The following is a 19,276-nucleotide window of genomic DNA, read 5'->3' as shown; positions in this document are numbered from 1 at the left end:
ATTCGCCCCGCGCGGTCTGCCGCTGCTGAGCATGATCATCGGCGCGTTCAAGGCCGGCGGTGCCTATCTGGCACTGGACGATCGTCACCCGGCCGGCCGCAGCGCGCGCATGCTGGGCAGCAGTGCCGCGCCGGTGTTGCTGACGCCCCTTGACTGCCTGGCTCAGGTCGAGGCGATTCTGGCGCTGGCACAGGCCAGGCCGCGCGTGCTGATTCTCGAAGACCTGCTCGCCAGCACCGCCGACAGCAATCCGGGCCGCTACGCCAGTGCCGAGCAACTGGCCTACGTGATTTACACCTCCGGCTCCACGGGCGAGCCGAAAGGGGTGATGGTCAACCAGCGCGGCATGCTCAACAACCAGATGTCCAAGCTGCCGTATCTGCGCCTGGGCGAGGGCGACGTGATTGCCCAGACAGCCGCCACCGGTTTCGATATTTCCGTCTGGCAGTTCCTCACCGCGCCGCTGTTTGGCGGACGCGTGGAGATCCTTCCGGACGCCGTGGTGCACGACCCGCAACGCCTGCTGGAAGAGGTCGTGGTCAATCAGATCACGGTGCTCGAATGCGTGCCCGCGGTGATCGACGGCATGCTCGCCGTGGCGCCGCACAAGCTCGATGCGTTGCGTTGGTTGCTGCCGACCGGTGAAGCGTTGACCGTGGATCTGGCCACGCGCTGGTTTGCCCGCTACCCGAACGTGCCGATGGTGAACGCCTACGGCCCGGCCGAATGCGCCGACGACGTCGCCTTGCATACGCTGACCGCCGCACCTGCGGCCAAGACGAACATGCCGATCGGGCGTGCGACCGATAACAACCGTTTGTATGTACTGGATTCCAGCCTGCAACTGGCGGCGCCGGGTGTGGTGGGTGAGTTGTACATCGGCGGCATCGGTGTGGGTCGCGGTTATGCCGCTCGGCCCGGGCTGACCGCCGAGCGTTTCCTGCCCGATCCTTTCGGCGAGCCGGGCGCACGCCTGTATCGCAGCGGCGATCTGGCCCGCTGGAATGCCGACGGTGTACTGGAGTACGTCGGCCGTGCCGACTTCCAGGTGAAGATCCGCGGCCAGCGCATCGAGCTGGGCGAGATCGAAAGCGTGCTGCTGGCGCAACCGGCCGTGCGCGACGCGGTGGTCAGCGCGCAGCCGACTCCCCACGGTCCGCAACTGGTGGCGTATGTGGTCGGCGAGCCGCAGCAGCGTCTGTCGGCCGACGTGCTGAAGACCGCGCTGGCGCTGGAGCTGCCGGCGTTCATGGTGCCGGCCCAAGTGATGCTGCTCGAACGCCTGCCGCGCAACGCCAACGGCAAGCTCGACCGCAAGGCGCTGCCGGCGCCTGATTGGCAGGCCCGCCGTTTCGAGGCGCCTCGCGGCGAGCGCGAAGAGATTCTCGCCGAGCTGTGGCAAAGCCTGCTGAAAGTCGAGCGGGTCGGTCGCGACGACAACTTCTTTGAACTGGGCGGGCATTCGCTGCTGGCAACACGGCTGTTGTCGCGCATTCGCGAGCGCCTGGGCGTGAGCATTCCACTGGCCCAGGCCTTCGAGGCCACCACCATCGCCGCGCAGGCCGCCCTGATCGACACCTTGCAGGGGCAGACCCTGACACTCGACCGGCTCGATGCCCTGGACGAGTTAATGAATGAGCTGGAGGAAAGCAACTGATGTCGCAACCGAGCATGACTTCGCAAAGCAAGCTGCAGGCACTGGCTACCCGCTTCCTCAGCCTGGGCGCGGCCCAGCGCCGGCTGTTTCTGGGCAAGCTGCGCGAACAGGGGCTGGATGCGTCGGCCTTGCCGATTCCTTCGGGCGTGGCCGGCGAGCGCAGTCCGACGTCGTTTTCCCAGCAACGCCTGTGGTTCCTCGAACAGCTGGAACCGGGTAACAGCACTTATCACCTGCCGGGTGCGCTGCGGCTCGAAGGCACGCTGGACATCGCAGCCGTGCAGTCAGCGTTCGAGCGCGTGGCTGAGCGGCACGCCAGCCTGCGCACGGTATTTGCCACGGCCGAAGACGGCACGCCGGAGCAAGTGATTCAGCCGCGCCAGGCGTTGCCCTTCGAGCAGCTCGAGGCCGCTGACGAAGAGGCGTTGCAGCGGCTGGCGGATGCCTTCGCCCGTCGCCCGTTCGATCTGGCGCAAGGGCCGCTCTGGCGCGTGGCACTGGTCAGGCGCGCTGTCGATGAGCATGTCTTGCTGGTCTGTCTGCATCACATCATCGCTGATGGCTGGTCGATTCAAGTGCTGTTGCTCGACTTCGTTCAGGCCTATCGCGCCTCGCTTCAGGGTGACGATCAAGCGCTGCCCGCGCTGGCCCTGAACTACGCCGACGTTGCCCTGTGGCAGCGAGCATGCCTGGACGCAGGTGAGGGTGATCGCCAGTTGGAATACTGGAAGCAGCAGCTCGGCGATGAGCCGCCGGTACTGGAACTGCCCGCCGACCGGCAGCGCCCCGCACGTCAGAGTTTTCGCGGCGCGCGCCTGCCGTTCAGCTTCGAAGCGGCGTTGTCCGGTCGCCTGCGTGAGCTGGCGAAACAGCGTGGGGTGACCGTGTTCACGGTGATGCTGGCGGCTTATCAGGTGCTGCTGCAGCGCCTGAGCGGCCAGACCGATCTGCGCATCGGCGTACCGATTGCCGGTCGGCAGCGCGCCGAAACCGAAGGCTTGATCGGCTTCTTCGTCAACACCCAGATCCTGCGCGGCGAGGTCAGCGCCGGCGCCACATTCAATCAGATCATCGACAACGTGCGCGTCACATCCCAAGGCGCGCAGGCCAATCAGGACCTGCCTTTCGAGCAGTTGGTCGATGCCTTGGCGCCTGAGCGCAGCCTGAGCCACAACCCGCTGTTCCAGGTGCTGTACAACCATCAGCAACGTCAGGACGAAGCCCTGCAGTTGATGCCTGGCCTGAAGGCGACCCTGATGCCGCTGGACAGCGGCAGCGCGCAGTTCGATCTGGCTTTGCACACGTGGGAAAACGCCGCGGGTGAACTGGCGGGTAACTGGAATTACGCCACCGACCTGTTCGAGCACGCCAGCATCGAGCGCCTGCATCAGCGTTTCGTGCAGCTGTTTGCGCAGCTGCTCGAACAGCCCGACGCGGCGATTGGTGACTTCGAACTGCTCGATGCGCAGGACCGCGCGCAACTGGCGCAGGCCAACGACACGGCGCGGGATTGGGCTGCGGATGATTGCGTTGTGCATCGCGTCTTTGAACGCCTGGCGCAGCAGCACCCGGACCGCGAGGCCCTGCGCTGTGGCGATCAGGTGCTGACCTATCGGCAACTGGATCAGCGTGCGAATCAGCTGGCGCATTACCTGCGCGGGCAGGGCGTGGGCCGGGAATCGCTGGTCGGCGTTGCGGCGTTGCGCTCCGTCGAGATGGTTGTGGCGCTGTACGCCGTGGTCAAGGCGGGTGCTGCGTATGTGCCGCTGGACCCGGAATACCCGCTGGATCGTCTGCGCTACATGCTCGAAGACGCCGGTATTGCGCTGCTGCTGAGTCATGATGCAGTCATCGACGATCTGCCGGCCGTAGACGGTTTGCAGGTGCTGAATCTGGATCGTCTGGATCTCGCCGATCAGCCCACCACCGCGCCGAACGTCGAAATCCATCCCGAGCAGCTGGCGTACATGATCTACACCTCGGGTTCGACCGGTAAACCGAAGGGCGCGGGCAACACCCACGCTGCGCTGTTCAACCGGCTGGCCTGGATGCAGGACGCTTACGCCCTCGACGCGTCCGATGCCGTGCTGCAAAAGACCCCGTTCAGCTTCGACGTCTCGGTCTGGGAGTTCTTCTGGCCGCTGATGGTGGGCGCTCGGCTGGTCATGGCCCAGCCGGGCGATCATCGCGATCCGGCGTTGCTCACTGCGTTGATCGAACAGCATCAGATCAGCACGTTGCACTTCGTGCCGTCGATGCTCGCTGCGTTCATGGCCCAGGATGATTTGTCCGGCTGTGCCTCGCTCAAACGCATCGTCTGCAGCGGTGAAGCGCTGCCCGCAGACCTTGCCCGCGACACCTTGCAGCGGCTGCCGAACGCGGGCCTGTTCAACCTCTACGGCCCGACCGAAGCGGCCATCGACGTCACCCACTGGACCTGCCGCGATGAGTCCGGCGCTGGCGTACCGATCGGGCGCCCGATTGCCAACCTGCACATCCACATCCTCGACAGCCGCCTGAACCCGCAACCGATCGGCGTGCCGGGCGAGCTGTACATCGGTGGCGCCGGCCTGGCCCGGGGATACCACCAGCGCCCTGGCCTGACCGCCGAGCGTTTTGTCGCGAGTCCCTTCGGCCACGGCGAGCGGCTGTATCGCACCGGCGACCTGGCCCGCTGGCGTGCCGACGGCGCGGTGGATTACCTCGGTCGGCTCGGTCACCAGATCAAGCTGCGCGGTCTGCGGGTGGAAATCGGCGAAATCGAATCGGCGCTGCTGGACCATCCGGCGGTGAGCGAAGCGGTCGTGGTCGCGCGTCAACTCAGCACCGGCATGCAGCTGGTCGGCTATCTGGTCCTGGAAAGCCTGGGCGCCGATGCCTTCGACGAAGAACAGCTGCGCAGCCAGTTGAAACAGCGCCTGCCGGACTACATGGTCCCGGCGCATCTGGTCACGCTGGAACAATTCCCGCTGTCGGCCAACGGCAAGCTCGATCGCAAGGCATTGCCCGAACCTCAGTTGCAACAACGCGCCTTCGAAGCGCCACTGGCCGGCGTGGAAAGCGCATTGGCCGAGCTCTGGCAGGACCTGCTCAGCGTCAAGCAGGTGGGGCGTCAGGACAACTTCTTCGAGCTGGGTGGCGATTCGATCCTCAGTCTGCAGATCGTCTCCCGCGCCAAGAAACGCGGGATTCAACTGTCGCCACGGCAGATGTTCGAGCGCCAGACCATCGCCGAACTGGCGCAGGTCGCTCAGGTGCTGGACCGCGACGCAGCGGTGGCGCAGGCGCGCATCGAATTCAACCGCGACATCCCGCTGACGCCGATTCAGCACGGGTTCTTCGAGCAACCCATGAGTCGCCGCGCCCACTGGAACCAGTCGTTGCTGCTGACGCCGGGCGAAGCCCTGCAAGTGCCCGCTCTGGCGCAGGCGCTGCACGCGCTGATCAGCAGGCACGATGCCTTGCGCATGAGCTTCGTGCGTCTGGACAACGGTCAGTGGCAGCAGCGTTATCGCCCTGAAACTCATCCGGATGCTGATCGCGCAGAACCCGTCGATGCGCTGCTGTGGCAGCGTGAAGTGAGCGCCGATCAGCTGACCGAAGCCTGCGACGAAGCCCAGGCCAGCCTTGATCTCAAGGACGGTCCGTTGCTGCGCGCTGTGCATTTCAAACTGGCCGACGGCGGCGAGCGTTTGTTGCTGGTGGTGCATCATCTGGTGGTGGATGGCGTGTCCTGGCGCGTCCTGCTCGAAGACCTGCACAACGCCTACCATCAGGCCCAGGCCGGTCTGGATATCGATCTGGGCGACAAGGGCCTGTCGTTTCAGCGCTGGGCCAATCGCTTGCTGGACTTCGCCTACAGCGATGCCGTTCTGGCCGAAGCCGATTACTGGCGCGACCTGCCTGCCGCGCCGCCACTGCCGTGCGCCAACCCGAGGGGCAGTGCGCAGCAGAGTGTGGTGCAACAGCTTCAGTTGCAGCTGGACGAGGCGCACACTCAGGCGCTGCTCAGCGAAGCGCCGGCCGCCTATCGCACGCAGATCAACGACTTGCTGCTGACCGCGCTGACGCGGGCGATGGCCTACTGGAGTGGTGAATCCCGCGCGTTGATCGCGCTCGAGGGGCATGGTCGCGAGGACCTGTTCGAGGGCCTCGACCCGTCGCGCACCGTCGGTTGGTTCACCAGCCTGTACCCGGTCAGCCTGCAGGCCCACGACGATCTCGATGCGGCGCTCAAACACACCAAGGAAACCCTGCGCGCGGTGCCTCATGGCGGCCTTGGTTATGGCTTGCTGCGTTACCTGCGCGGTGAAGCCTTGCCGGCGCTGGACGGCTGCGTGCTGTTCAACTACATGGGCCGTGTGCAGGACAGCAGCGGTCTGTTCATGCTCGCCGAGGAGAGCAGCGGCGCACAGCGCGCCGCCGATGCGCCTCTGGGCTGTGAGTTGTCCATTGACGCCCAGGTGCGCGATGGCCGTTTCAGCCTGACGTGCAGCTACAGCGGCGAGCGTCACGAGGCGGCCTCCATTCAACGCCTGCTCGATGCCTACGCCGACGCACTGGACGAGGTCATCGAGCACTGCCGCAGTCATTCGGCGGTGACGCCGTCGGACTTCCCGTCGCTGGACCTGACTCAGGCGCAACTGGATGCATTGCCGGGCGCGGCGCGCGACATCGAGCAGCTGTACCCGCTGACGCCCATGCAGCAAGGCCTGCTGTTCCACAGCGAGCTGGCCCAGACCCAAGGCGCCGATGATGCCCGAGATCTGTACATCAACCAGGTGGCGCTGGACATCGATCACCTCCCGCTGACGCGCTTCAAATCGGCGTGGGCCGCTGCCGTTCAGCGTCACCCGATTCTGCGCGCGTCCTTCCTGCGTCTGGCCGGCAGCCAACAGCCCGTGCAACTGATTCGTCGTGATGCGGCGCTGGTGGTTCGCGAACTGGAACTGCGCAGCGGCTCGCGGGCGTTGGCCGAGGTGCTCGCGGCGGAGCGGGAAACGCCGTTCCACTTGCACGAAGCGCCGCTGATGCGCGTGCTGCTGGTGCGTCAGAACGAAACACTGTGGAAACTGGTGTGGACCTTCCACCATATCCTGCTCGATGGCTGGAGCAGCGCGGCGGTGCTGGGCGAAGTGATCCAGACGGCCATGTCCGACACTGCGCCGATGCCTGCCGGGCACTATGGCGATTACGTGCAGTGGTTGCTCAGCCGCGATGCGCAGCACAGCGCGAATTTCTGGCAGCAGCATTTGGCCGGATTCGAGCAGCCGACCCTGATGGCCGCAGCCCTGACCGCGCCGACGTCGGCCACCGGCGAGCCACTGCCCGCGCAGGTGCTGGTCAGGTCGATGGACCTGGACAGCGCGCTTTTGCACAGCGCAGCCCGTCGTCAGCGCGTGACCGTCAACACGCTGATACAGGCGGTCTGGGTCTTGCTGTTGCAGCGTTACACCGGGCAAAAGCGCGTCGCGTTCGGCGCCACGGTGTCGGGCCGTTCGGCGCAGGTGCCGGGCATCGAGCGCATGCTCGGCCTGTTCATCAACACGCTGCCGCTGGTGCAGGCGCCGGAATCGCAGCAGAAGGTCGGCGACTGGCTCAACGCCTTGCAAGCGCACAACCTTGAACTGCGTGAACACGAACACACGCCGCTGTTCGAAGCGCAGCGCTACGCCGGGCACGCCGGGCGTGACCTGTTCGACAGCCTGGTGGTGTTCGAGAACTACCCGGTGGATGCCGTGCTGCGCGACAAGCAGGCAGGCGGCGTCAACCTTGGCTCGGTGGAGTTGAGCGACAAGACCCACTACCCGTTGAGCCTGGCGGTGGTGGCGGGGGAGCGGGCACACATCCACGTCAACTACCACAGCAACGTGTTCAGCGCGGACCAGATCGACCGTCTGTGCGGCCATTTCCAGAAACTGCTGGATGGCCTCTGCCGCTTCCCCGAGGCGAGTGTCGGCGATCTGTCGATGCTCACCGAGCGTGACGTCAGTGAGATGCACGCCTGGAACCGGCCGCCGTTCTCGCCCTACGCCGATCGCCCGATCCACGAACTGATCGCCGACCACGCCCGTCTGCGTCCCGACGCCATCGCCCTGGTGCATGGCGAGCAGCGCCTGACCTTTGCCGAGTTCGATCGTCGTGCCAACCAGCTCGCTCATGCCCTGAGGGCGCGCGGCATCGGCACCGAAGTGCGCGTGGCCATTGCCATGGAGCGCGGCGTCGACCTGTGGCTGGCGTTCTTCGCGGTGCTCAAGGCCGGCGGCGCGTACATACCGCTCGATCCGGATTACCCAACCGAACGCCTGCGCTACATGCTCGAAGACGGCGGCGTGAAGCTGCTGATTTCCCACGACGCGGCACTGGATCGCGTGCCGGTGGGCGACGTGCCGCTGCTCAATCTGGATCAGCTGGACGTCTCGGCTGAACCGCACTCCGCGCCGGAGGTGGTGATTCATCCGCAGCAACTGGCTTACCTGATCTACACCTCGGGGTCGACCGGCAAGCCCAAAGGCGCGGCCATCGCCCACGGCGACATCTCGATGCACATCCAGACCATCGGCGAGCGTTACCGCTTCACCGCGGAAGACCGCAAGTTCCACTTCTTGTCGATCAGCTTCGATGGCGCCCACGAAGGCTGGATGATGCCGATGTGTTACGGCGCCCGCGTGGTGCTGCGCGATCAGGAGCTGTGGAGCGTCGAGCAGACCTACGACACGCTGATTCGCGAAGGCATCACCGTCGCGTCGTTCCCGCCGAGCTACCTGCGCCAGTTGTCCGACTGGGCCGGGTTGCAGGGCAAGGGCCCCGGCGTGAAAACCTACTGCTTTGCCGGGGAAGCGTTCAGCCGCGAAATGCTGCGCGACGTCATCCGCAACCTGCAGCCGCTGTGGATCATCAACGGCTATGGCCCCACCGAAACCGTGGTCACGCCGACGCTGTGGCTGGCCGCTGCGCAAACGGCCGATTTCAGCACTGCGTACGCGCCGATCGGTGATCTGGTGGGCGACCGTCAGGGTTACGTGATGGACGCCGACCTGAATCCATTGCCTCAAGGCATCGCAGGCGAGTTGTACCTGGGCGGCGCAGTGGCGCGGGGTTATCTGGATCGTCCGGGCGCCACCGCCGAGCGCTTCCTGCCGCACCCGTTCCGCCCCGGCGAGCGCCTCTACCGCAGTGGCGACCGCGTAAGGCTGAACAGCGAAGGACTGCTGGAATACCTGGGCCGCATCGACCACCAGATCAAGATTCGCGGTTTCCGCATCGAAGCCGGTGAGATCGAAGCGGCGCTGAAGGGCTGCGACGGCGTGCGTGAAGCGCTGGTGATCGTCCGCGAGGGGCCGAGTGGCAAGCGTCTGCTGGGCTATGTCGGTGGCAACGAGCTGCACGAAGAATCGATCAAGCAACGACTTCAGCTGACCCTGCCGGAATACATGATCCCGGCACACATCGTCGTCATGCCGCGTTTGCCGCAGCTGCCGAACGGCAAACTGGACCGCAATGCATTGCCCGATCCGCAAGTCAGTTCCAGCGATTATCAGGCGCCGCAGAATGCCCTGGAACAGCAGTTGGCGTCGCTCTGGCAGATCCTGCTGGGCATCGACGCGGTAGGCCGCAACGATCATTTCTTCGAACTCGGCGGCCACTCGCTGCTGGCGATGCAGTTGATCTCGCGCCTGCGTCACGAACACGACGTGAGCGTGCCGCTGCGGGCGCTGTTCGAAGCGCCGCGCCTGGCCGATTTTGCGTCGCGCATCGCACAGCTTGACCCCGCCGACGAACAGCCGGGCAAGCCGCTGGAGCTCATGGCCCGTCACGCCACGAGCGCGGTGCAGTCGTTCGCGCAACAGCGCCTGTGGTTCCTCGATCAACTGCAACCGGGCGGCCATGCCTACAACCTGCCGGGCGCGGTGCGTCTGCGGGGTGAACTCGACGAAGCGGCGTTGCAATCGGCATTCGACGCGCTGACCGAACGGCACGAAGTGCTGCGTACACGGTTTGTGGCGGGCGATCAGGTGCCGCTGCAACAGATCGAGCCCGCCCGTGCCGTGCAGATCGAGCGCATCGACCTCAGCGCGCCGGGCACTCTGGAAGCCGATCAGGAAGCGGCGTTCAGCGTGTTGGCGCAGGATTTCGTCAAGCGTCCGTTCGACCTCTCCCACAACCCGCTCTGGCGCGTGGCGCTGGTGCGCATGGGCGCGGGTGAACAGCGCCTGCTGCTGTGCTTGCACCACATGATCTCCGACGGCTGGTCGGTGCGGGTGCTGTTGCAGGAGTTCAGCGAGCTGTACCGCGCCGCCGTTGAGCATCGCGAAGCGCAGTTGACGCCGTTGCCGGTGCAATACGCCGACTTCGCGGTCTGGCAGCGCGAGTGGCTGGCGGCGGGCGAGGGCGAGCGTCAATTGGCCTACTGGAAACAGCAATTGGGTGACGAGCACCCGGTGCTGGAGCTGCCGACCGATCGTCCGCGTCCGGCGCAGCAGAGCTATCAGGGTGATCGCCTGCTGTTCAGTTTCGATGGCGACTTCAGCCAGCGCCTGCGCGCTTTCGCCAAGGCCCGGGGCGTCACGCCGTTCATGGTGATTCTGTCGGCGTATCAGGTGTTGCTGCATCGCCTGAGCGGGCAGAACGATCTGCGCATCGGCGTGCCGATTGCCGGGCGCTCACGCCTGGAAGTGGAAGGCCTGATCGGCTTCTTCGTCAGCACTCAGGTGCTGCGCACCGAGGTGTCGGCTGAGCTGTCCTACGACGAGGTGCTGCAGCGCGCCAAGGCGCTGACGCTGGGGGCGCACGCCCATCAGGACTTGCCCTTCGAGCAGTTGGTCGAAGCCCTGCAACCGCAGCGCAGCCTCAGCCACAACCCGCTGTTTCAGGTGGCTTACGACCATCAGCAACGTGATTTCGAGCCGCTGTCCGGACTGCCTGGTGTGCAGGCCGAGGTGCTGCCCCTGGACGATGGCAGCAGCCAGTTTGATCTGGCGCTGAACACTCACGAAGACGCGGACGGTCCGCTCGGTGGCTCATGGAATTACGCCACTGACCTGTTCGAGCACGCCAGCATCGAGCGCCTGCATCAGCGTTTCATGCAGCTGTTTGCGCAGCTGCTCGAGCAGCCCGACGCGGCGATTGGTGATTTTGAACTGCTCGATGCGCAGGACCGCGTGCAACTGGCGCGGGCCAACGACACGGCGCGGGATTGGGCTGCGGATGATTGCGTTGTGCATCGCGTCTTTGAACGCCTGGCGCAGCAGCACGCGGACCGCGAGGCCCTGCGCTGTGGCGATCAGGTGCTGACCTATTGGCAACTGGATCAGCGTGCGAATCAGCTGGCGCATTACCTGCGCGGGCAGGGCGTGGGCCGGGAATCGCTGGTCGGCGTTGCGGCGTTGCGTTCCATCGAGATGGTCGTGGCGCTGTACGCGGTGGTCAAGGCGGGCGCTGCGTATGTGCCGCTGGACCCGGAGTATCCGCTGGATCGTCTGCGCTACATGCTCGAAGACGCCGGGATTGCGCTGCTGCTGAGTCACGATGCGGTGATCGACGATCTGCCCGTGATCGAAGGATTGCAGGTGCTGAATCTGGATCGTCTGGCTTTGGACGATCAGCCCACCACGGCGCCGAACGTCGAGATTCATCCCGAGCAACTGGCTTACATGATCTACACCTCGGGTTCGACCGGTAAACCAAAAGGCGCGGGCAACACCCACGCTGCGCTGTTCAACCGACTGGCCTGGATGCAGGACGCCTACGCCCTCGACGCGTCCGATGCCGTGCTGCAAAAGACCCCGTTCAGCTTCGACGTCTCGGTCTGGGAGTTCTTCTGGCCGCTGATGGTGGGTGCGCGTCTGGTCATGGCGCAGCCGGGCGATCATCGCGATCCGGCGTTGCTCACCGCACTCATCGACCAGAACCGGATCAGCACCTTGCACTTCGTGCCGTCGATGCTCGCCGCGTTCATGGCCCAGGATGATCTGTCCGGCTGTGCCTCGCTCAAGCGCATCGTCTGCAGCGGCGAAGCGCTGCCCGCAGACCTTGCTCGCGACACCTTGCAGCGGCTGCCCAACGCGGGCCTGTTCAACCTCTACGGCCCGACCGAAGCGGCCATCGACGTCACCCACTGGACCTGCCGCAACGAGCCGGGCGCTGGCGTGCCAATCGGTCGCCCGATTGCCAACCTGCACATCCACATCCTCGACAGCCGCCTGAATCCGCAACCGATCGGCGTGCCGGGCGAGCTGTACATCGGCGGTGCCGGCCTGGCCCGGGGTTATCACCAGCGTCCCGGCCTGACCGCCGAACGCTTCGTCGCGAGCCCCTTCGGCCACGGCGAGCGGCTGTATCGCACCGGCGACCTGGCCCGCTGGCGTGCCGACGGCGCGGTGGATTACCTCGGCCGGCTCGATCACCAGATCAAGCTGCGCGGTCTGCGGGTGGAAATCGGCGAAATCGAATCGGCGCTGCTGGATCATCCGGCGGTGAGCGAAGCGGTCGTGGTCGCGCGTCAACTCAGCACCGGCATGCAGCTGGTCGGCTACCTGGTCCTGGAACGCCTGGGCGCCGAAGCCTTCGACGAAGAACAGCTGCGCAGCCAGTTGAAACAGCGCCTGCCGGACTACATGATCCCGGCGCATCTGGTGACGCTGGAGCGATTCCCGCTGTCGGCCAACGGCAAGCTCGATCGCAAGGCATTGCCCGAACCTCAGCTGCAACAACGCGCCTTCGAAGCGCCACTGGCCGGCGTGGAAAGCGCATTGGCCGAGCTCTGGCAGGACCTGCTCAGCGTCAAGCAGGTGGGGCGTCAGGACAACTTCTTCGAACTGGGCGGGCATTCATTGCTCGGCATTCAACTGGTGGCGCAGATCCGGCGCGACCTCAAGCGGGAGCTGCCGCTGCGGGCGCTGTTCGAATCGCCGATGCTGGCAGATCTGGCCCATTACCTCACCACCCGCGCCGAGCAGGCCGCCATGCCCGTGCTGCTGCCGCGAAGCGAGCGTGAGTTCGCGCCGCAATCGTTCGCGCAACAGCGCCTGTGGTTCCTTGCGCAACTGGAACCGGAGAGCGCGGCGTACAACCTGCCGTGCGTCTTGAACCTCGACGGCACGCTGCAGCTCGATGCCCTGCAACGCAGCTTCGACGCACTGGCTGCGCGCCATGAAAGCCTGCGCACGTGCCTGCTTCCCGGTGAGGCCGGCGTTCCCTTGCAGCGCATTCTGCCCATCGGCAGCGTCACCGTCGCTCGCCACGATCTGCGTGAGCGCGTCACCGCGCAGGAAGATTTCGTCGCGCTGGCCCACGCTTTCATGAACCAGCCGTTCGACCTCGATGCCGAGCGCGCGCCCTGGCGGGTCGCTCTGGTGCAGCTCGCCGATGATCAATGGCGTCTGTTGCTGTGCATGCACCACATCATTTCCGATGGCTGGTCGGTGCAAGTGATGCTGGAAGATTTCGCCGCGCTGTATCGCGCTTTCTCGCGCGGGGAAGACGCGCAGTTGCCGCCGCTCAACGTGCAGTACGCCGACTACGCCAGCTGGCAGCGCGAGTACCTCAGTGGTCGCGAACGCGAGCGTCAGCTGAACTGGTGGCGCGAGGCGCTGGGTGACGAGCAGCCGGTGCTGGAGTTGCCGGCTGACCGGCCACGTCCGGCCGAACGCGACGGCAAAGGCGGGCGGCATGCTTTCGTGCTGCCGCAGGATCTGACCGACCAGTTGCGGCTGACCGCCCGGGCGCAGGATGCCACGCTGTTCATGCTGTTCCTGGCCGCCTTCGACACGTTGCTGTATCGCCTCAGCGGTCAGCGCGATCTGCGCGTCGGTGTGCCGGTGGCGGGGCGTGCCGAGGTGCAGACTCAAGGCCTGATCGGCTTTTTCGTCAACACCCTGGTGCTGCGTGCGCAGGTCAGCGGCGATCAGCCGTTCAACCGGCTGCTGGCGCAGGTCAAGGACAACCTGCTGGGCGCCCATGCTCATCAGGATTTGCCGTTCGAGCAATTGGTCGAGGCGCTGCAACCGGCCCGCAGCCTGAGCGTCAACCCGTTGTTCCAGGTCAGCTACAACCATCAGCAGCAACCGGACATGTCGCTGCTGCAGTTCGACGGCCTGAGTATCGAGGCGCAACAGTGGGACATCAAGGGCGCGCAGTTCGACCTGGTGCTCGGCACTTTCGAACATCAGGACGGCCGCATCAGTGGTTATCTGGACTACGCCACCGACCTGTTCGACGCCTCGACCGTAGAGCGTTTGTTCGGCCAGTTGCTGACCGTGCTGCGCGCCGTTTGTGCGCAACCGCAGACCGCCATCGGCGACCTGCCGCTGCTCAGTGAGGTCGACCTCGCCGCGCTGGACCAGTGGAATACGCCGCCGTTCTCGCCCTACGTCGATCGCCCGATCCATGAACTGATCGCCGACCACGCGCGTCTGCGTCCTGACGCCATCGCCCTGGTGCATGGCGAGCAGCGCCTGACCTTTGCCGAGTTCGATCGTCGCGCCAACCAGCTCGCTCATGCCCTGCGCGCGCGCGGCATAGGTACCGAGGTGCGCGTGGCCATTGCCATGGAGCGCGGGGTCGACCTGTGGCTGGCGTTCTTCGCGGTGCTCAAGGCGGGCGGCGCGTACATCCCGCTCGATCCGGATTACCCGACCGAACGCCTGCGCTACATGCTCGAAGACGGCGGCGTGAAGCTGCTGATTTCTCACGACGCGGCGCTGGATCGCGTGCCGGTGGGCGACGTGCCGCTGCTCAATCTGGATCAGCTGGACGTCTCGGCTGAACCGCACACCGCGCCGGAGGTGGTGATTCATCCGCAGCAACTGGCCTATTTGATCTACACCTCGGGTTCGACCGGCAAGCCGAAGGGGGCAGCGATTGCCCACGGCGACATCTCGATGCACATCCAGACCATCGGCGAGCGTTACCGCTTCACCGCAGAAGACCGCAAGTTCCACTTCCTGTCGATCAGCTTCGACGGCGCCCACGAAGGCTGGATGATGCCGATGTGTTACGGCGCCCGGGTGGTGCTGCGCGATCAGGAACTGTGGAGCGTCGAGCAGACCTACGACACGCTGATTCGCGAAGGCATCACCGTCGCCTCGTTCCCGCCGAGTTATCTGCGCCAGTTGTCCGACTGGGCCGGGTTGCAGGGCAAGGGACCCGGCGTGAAAACCTACTGCTTTGCCGGCGAAGCGTTCAGCCGCGAAATGCTGCGCGACGTCATCCGCAACCTGCAGCCGCTGTGGATCATCAACGGCTATGGTCCGACCGAAACCGTGGTCACGCCGACGCTGTGGCTGGCCGCTGCGCAAACGGCGGATTTCAGCACCGCATACGCGCCGATCGGTGATCTGGTGGGCGACCGTCAGGGTTACGTGATGGACGCCGACCTGAACCCGCTGCCTCAAGGGATTGCAGGCGAGTTGTACCTGGGTGGCGCAGTGGCGCGGGGTTATCTGGATCGTCCGGGCGCGACGGCCGAGCGCTTCCTGCCACACCCGTTCCGCCCCGGCGAGCGCCTCTACCGCAGTGGCGACCGCGTAAGGCTGAACAGCGAAGGACTGCTGGAATACCTCGGCCGCATCGATCACCAGATCAAGATTCGCGGTTTCCGCATCGAAGCCGGTGAAATCGAAGCGGCGCTGAAGGGCTGCGAAGGCGTGCGTGAATCGCTGGTGATCGTCCGCGAGGGGCCGAGTGGTAAACGCCTGCTGGGCTATGTCGGTGGCAACGAGCTGAGCGAGGACAGCCTGAAACGACAACTGGCAAGCACGCTGCCCGAATACATGGTGCCGCATCACATCATCGTCATGGCGCGTCTGCCGCAGCTGCCGAACGGCAAACTTGATCGCAATGCGCTGCCGGATCCGCAGCTCAACAGTCAAACGTTCGAAGCACCGCAAGGCGAGCGTGAAGAGCAACTGGCGCGGGTCTGGCAGCAATTGCTGGGCGTCGAAGCCATTGGGCGCTCGGACAGTTTCTTCGAGCTGGGTGGCGACTCGATTCAATCGCTGGCGGTGATCACTCGCTTGCGTCACGTCGGCCTGAAACTGGTGCCCAAGGACGTGTTCAGCCATCCGCGGCTCAAGGATCTGGCGCTGCGTCTGAGCGTGGTCGAGGCGAGTGCCGCGGTGCTGATCGATGAAACCCCAAGGGGCGAGGTGCCGCTGACGCCGATTCAGGCGCATTTCTTCGAACAGCCGATGACCCATCGTGCGCACTTCAACCAGGCGTTGTTGCTGGACGTCCAGCGTCCGCTAGAAGCCGATGTGCTGGAGCGTGCGCTTGAGGCCGTCCAGCGGCATCACGACGCGCTGAACCTGAGTTTCAGTCAGCACGCCGATGGGCGCTGGCAGCAGGTCTACCGCGAAGCGCCGGCGGGCGACAGCCTGTGGGTCCGCGAGGTGGCCGATGACGCCGCGCTGTCAGGGGTGTGCGAACAGGCGCAGCGCAGCCTCGATCTGGAGCACGGCCCGTTGCTGCGATTGGTACTGGCGCAGCTGCCTCACGGCCAGCGTCTGTTGCTGGTGGCTCATCACCTGGTGGTCGACGGCGTGTCCTGGCGTGTGCTGCTGGAGGATCTGGCCCGCGCGTATGCGCAATTGGCTTCGGACAGCGCCGTGAACCTGGGGCCGAAACCCGGCAGCTACCAGCGTTGGGCGCAGCAACTCGCGCTCGCGGCACGCACGCCGGAACGTGAAGCCGAGGCCGGACGGTGGCTGGCGCAGATCGGCCAGGGTGATGACGCATGGCCGGTGGACGACGCCCAGGGCCGCGCGACGCAGCAGGACCTGGAGCAGTGCGAGCTGTTGCTGGACGCGGACATGACCCGTCGTCTGTTGCGTGAAGCGCCAGCGGCGCTGGATGCGCGAATGGACGAAATCCTGTTGGCGGCACTGGCGCAGGCCCTCAGCGGCTGGAGCGGTCAGACCGGCCACCTCGTCGCGCTCGAAGGCCACGGTCGCGGAGCGCTGTCCGAAGCCTTGGACGTCGGGCGTACGTTGGGCTGGTTCACCAGCCTGTTTCCGCTGCGCGTCAAAGCAGCGCAGGACATCCGGCACACCCTGCAGAACGTGCGCGCCACCGTGCGCGGTCTGCCGGACAAGGGCGTGGGTTTCGGTCTGCTGCGTTATCTGGGGACCGATCGGGTTCGCCAGCAACTGGCTGCTCTGCCTGAACCCAAGGTGGTGTTCAACTACCTCGGCCAGTTCGACCAGGATCTGGGCGATGGCCGTTTTGCACCGGCGAATCTCTCGGCCGGTGACCTGATCGACCCGTCCACGCCGCTGAATCGCGAGCTGGAAATCAACGGTCAGGTGTTCGCCGGGCAGTTGGGTCTGACCTTCCGCTTCAGTGGTCAACGCTATCAGCGCCAAACCATCGAGCGCCTGCAGGCCGCCTACCGCACGGCGCTGGTTGAGTTGCTGGACAGTCTGCCCGTGCCTGAAGACGCCCCGGCTCACACGCAACCGGTCTTGCGCAATGGCGCGCCGAATCCGCTGATTCGCCTGAGCAGCGGTGCCAGCGACAAGCCGCCGGTGTTCTGCGTACACCCGGTCAGCGGCACGGTGGTGGGTTACTACGCCCTGGCGCGGCGCCTGTCCGCCCAGTGGGATGTGTGGGGCATCCAGAACCGTCAGGTGCTCGACGGCAATTGGCGCGACAGCTCCATCGAGCAAATGGCCCGCGACTACGTCAAGGCCTTGCTCGAACACCAACCTGCCGGGACCTACCGCCTGATCGGCTGGTCGATGGGCGGGACCCTGGTGCTGGAGATGGCCCGTCTGCTGGTGCGTCTGGGCAAGCGCGTGGCCTTCGTCGGCCTGATCGACGGCTACGTGCCGGGCGCCGGTCAGCCGCGTCCTCCGGTGCCGGAATCGACAGCGCCTGCGGTGGGCGGTGATGACGACAGCCAGGCCGACGAGCACTGGCAACAACTGCTTGGCGTCGAGCGGCACATGCGCCAGCTGGCCAATCAATGCCGGGAAATCCACACCTCGGGCGTGCCGGTCTACGCCTGGTGGGCCGAGCGGTCCCCGGAAAATAACGATAACGCACCGGCTCTTCTGGAGCAGGGCATGGGTGGGCGCCTGCAGGTTTCGGCCTGGATCGACGCCGACCACCTTTCGATCGTCCGTGATCAGCAGTTCATCACTCAGCTTGCCGAGTCCCTCGCGCAGGTCAACGAACGCCCTCAGTCACATGATTTCCAGGAGCAGGAATATGCATAGCCCACACAACGTGACGCCGATCACCGAACTGACGCCGGATGCGGCGCTGGCCCACGCCGACTACCAGTTCGCGCCGACCCCGCGGCTGGAACGTCAGGCCGCCGTGGAGTCCAACGCCCGCAGCTACCCGCGGCGGATTCCGCTGGAGCTCAAGCGTGCCCAGGGCATTCACGTGCAAGACAGTCAGGGGCGCTGGTTCATCGATTGCCTGGCCGGCGCCGGTACGCTCGCCCTTGGCCATAACCACCCGGAAGTGGTGCAGTCGATGCGCAGCCTGCTCGACGGGCAACGCCCGCTGCACACGCTGGACCTGATGACCGAGGCCAAGGACGACTTCATCAACGAGCTGTTCGCCTTGCTGCCGCCGGCGTTCGCCAAGGACGCACGCATCCAGTTCTGCGGGCCCGCGGGCACCGATGCGGTGGAAGCGGCACTGAAACTGGTGCGCACCGCCACCGGGCGCAGCAATCTGATGGCGTTCCACGGTGCCTATCACGGGATGACCCAAGGCGCGCTGGGGCTGATGGGCAATCTCGGGCCCAAGGCATACCTGGATGGCCTGGCCTCGAACGCCCAGTTTCTGCCGTTCCCGTACGACTACCGCTGCCCGTTCGGCGTCGGTGGCGAGGCCGGTGAACGCATCGGTCTGCACTACATCGAAAACCAGCTGAGCGACCCCGAAAGCGGTGTGCTGCCGCCGGCCGGCATGATCCTCGAAACCTTGCAAGGGGAGGGCGGCGTAGTGCCGACGTCGGCCCACTGGCTGCGCGAAGTGCGCCGCATCACCCGCGCCGCAGGCGTACCGCTGATCCTTGACGAGATCCAGTGTGGCGTGGCGCGGACCGGCAAGCCGTTTGCCTTCCAGCACGCCGACATCGTTCCCGATGTGCTGGTGCTGTCCAAGGCCATCGGCGGCAGCCAGCCGATGGCCGTCGTGGTGTACAACAAATCGCTGGACGTCTGGAAACCGGGCTCTCATGCCGGGACATTCCGGGGCAACCAGTTGGCGATGGTGGCCGGGTCCACCACCTTGCGCATCGTGCGCGAGCAGCAACTGGACCTGCATGCCGCTGCCATGGGGGAGCGCCTGGGCAACCACCTGCGCGCCCTGCAGAAGGACTATCCACAGATGGGCGATGTGCGCGGCATGGGGCTGATGCTGGGCGTCGAAATGGTTGACCCTGAAGGGCGCCCGGACGTGCTCGGTCACTTCCCGCAGAACGGCGAACTGGCTTCGAAAATCCAGCGTCAGTGCCTGCAACGCGGCCTGATCATCGAGGTCGGCGGCCGTCGCTCTTCGGTGATCCGTTTCCTGCCCCCTCTGATCGTCACCACTGCGCAGATCGACCAGATCGCCGACATCTTCGGCGCCGCCGTCCACGCCGCCGTTCATCAACGCTGA

3 protein-coding genes (1 of these 3 cut by a window edge) are annotated in these 19,276 nt (G+C 65.5%); all 3 read left to right on the top strand.

What is annotated here, in order from left to right; translation table 11 throughout:
• Tightly spaced (each overlapping or abutting the next), the 3 genes in view from QRN36_RS18890 to QRN36_RS18880 form a layout consistent with a single transcriptional unit that may run on beyond the window.
• A protein-coding gene (locus tag QRN36_RS18890; protein ID WP_285425453.1) for a non-ribosomal peptide synthetase crosses the window boundary here: on the top strand, positions 1–1,657 show its 3' end. Its footprint begins 8,072 nt before the window's first position; 1,657 of the gene's 9,729 nt are visible here — the last part of the coding sequence; the start codon falls outside the window, past its left edge; its stop codon occupies positions 1,655–1,657.
• Positions 1,657–17,874 (top strand): non-ribosomal peptide synthase/polyketide synthase, encoded by a 16,218-nt coding sequence (locus QRN36_RS18885; protein WP_285425452.1) that lies wholly within the window; start codon positions 1,657–1,659, stop codon positions 17,872–17,874. The genes QRN36_RS18890 and QRN36_RS18885 overlap by 1 nt, the downstream gene beginning before the upstream one ends.
• Positions 17,867–19,276: an aspartate aminotransferase family protein gene (locus QRN36_RS18880; RefSeq protein WP_285425451.1), complete on the top strand. Its 1,410-nt coding sequence runs from the start codon at positions 17,867–17,869 to the stop codon at positions 19,274–19,276. Before QRN36_RS18885 ends, QRN36_RS18880 begins: the two co-directional genes overlap by 8 nt.

Source organism: Pseudomonas sp. efr-133-TYG-103a (genome assembly GCF_030209235.1).
Lineage (GTDB): Bacteria > Pseudomonadota > Gammaproteobacteria > Pseudomonadales > Pseudomonadaceae > Aquipseudomonas.
This window is presented reverse-complemented; position numbering and strand designations above follow the sequence as displayed.

What these genes read in the sequence shown, in the direction of transcription:
- QRN36_RS18885 (WP_285425452.1), top strand. Translation starts at nt 1,657, where the DNA reads ATGTCGCAACCGAGCATGACTTCGCAAAGCAAGCTGCAGGCACTGGCT.
- QRN36_RS18880 (WP_285425451.1), top strand. Translation starts at nt 17,867, where the DNA reads ATGCATAGCCCACACAACGTGACGCCGATCACCGAACTGACGCCGGAT.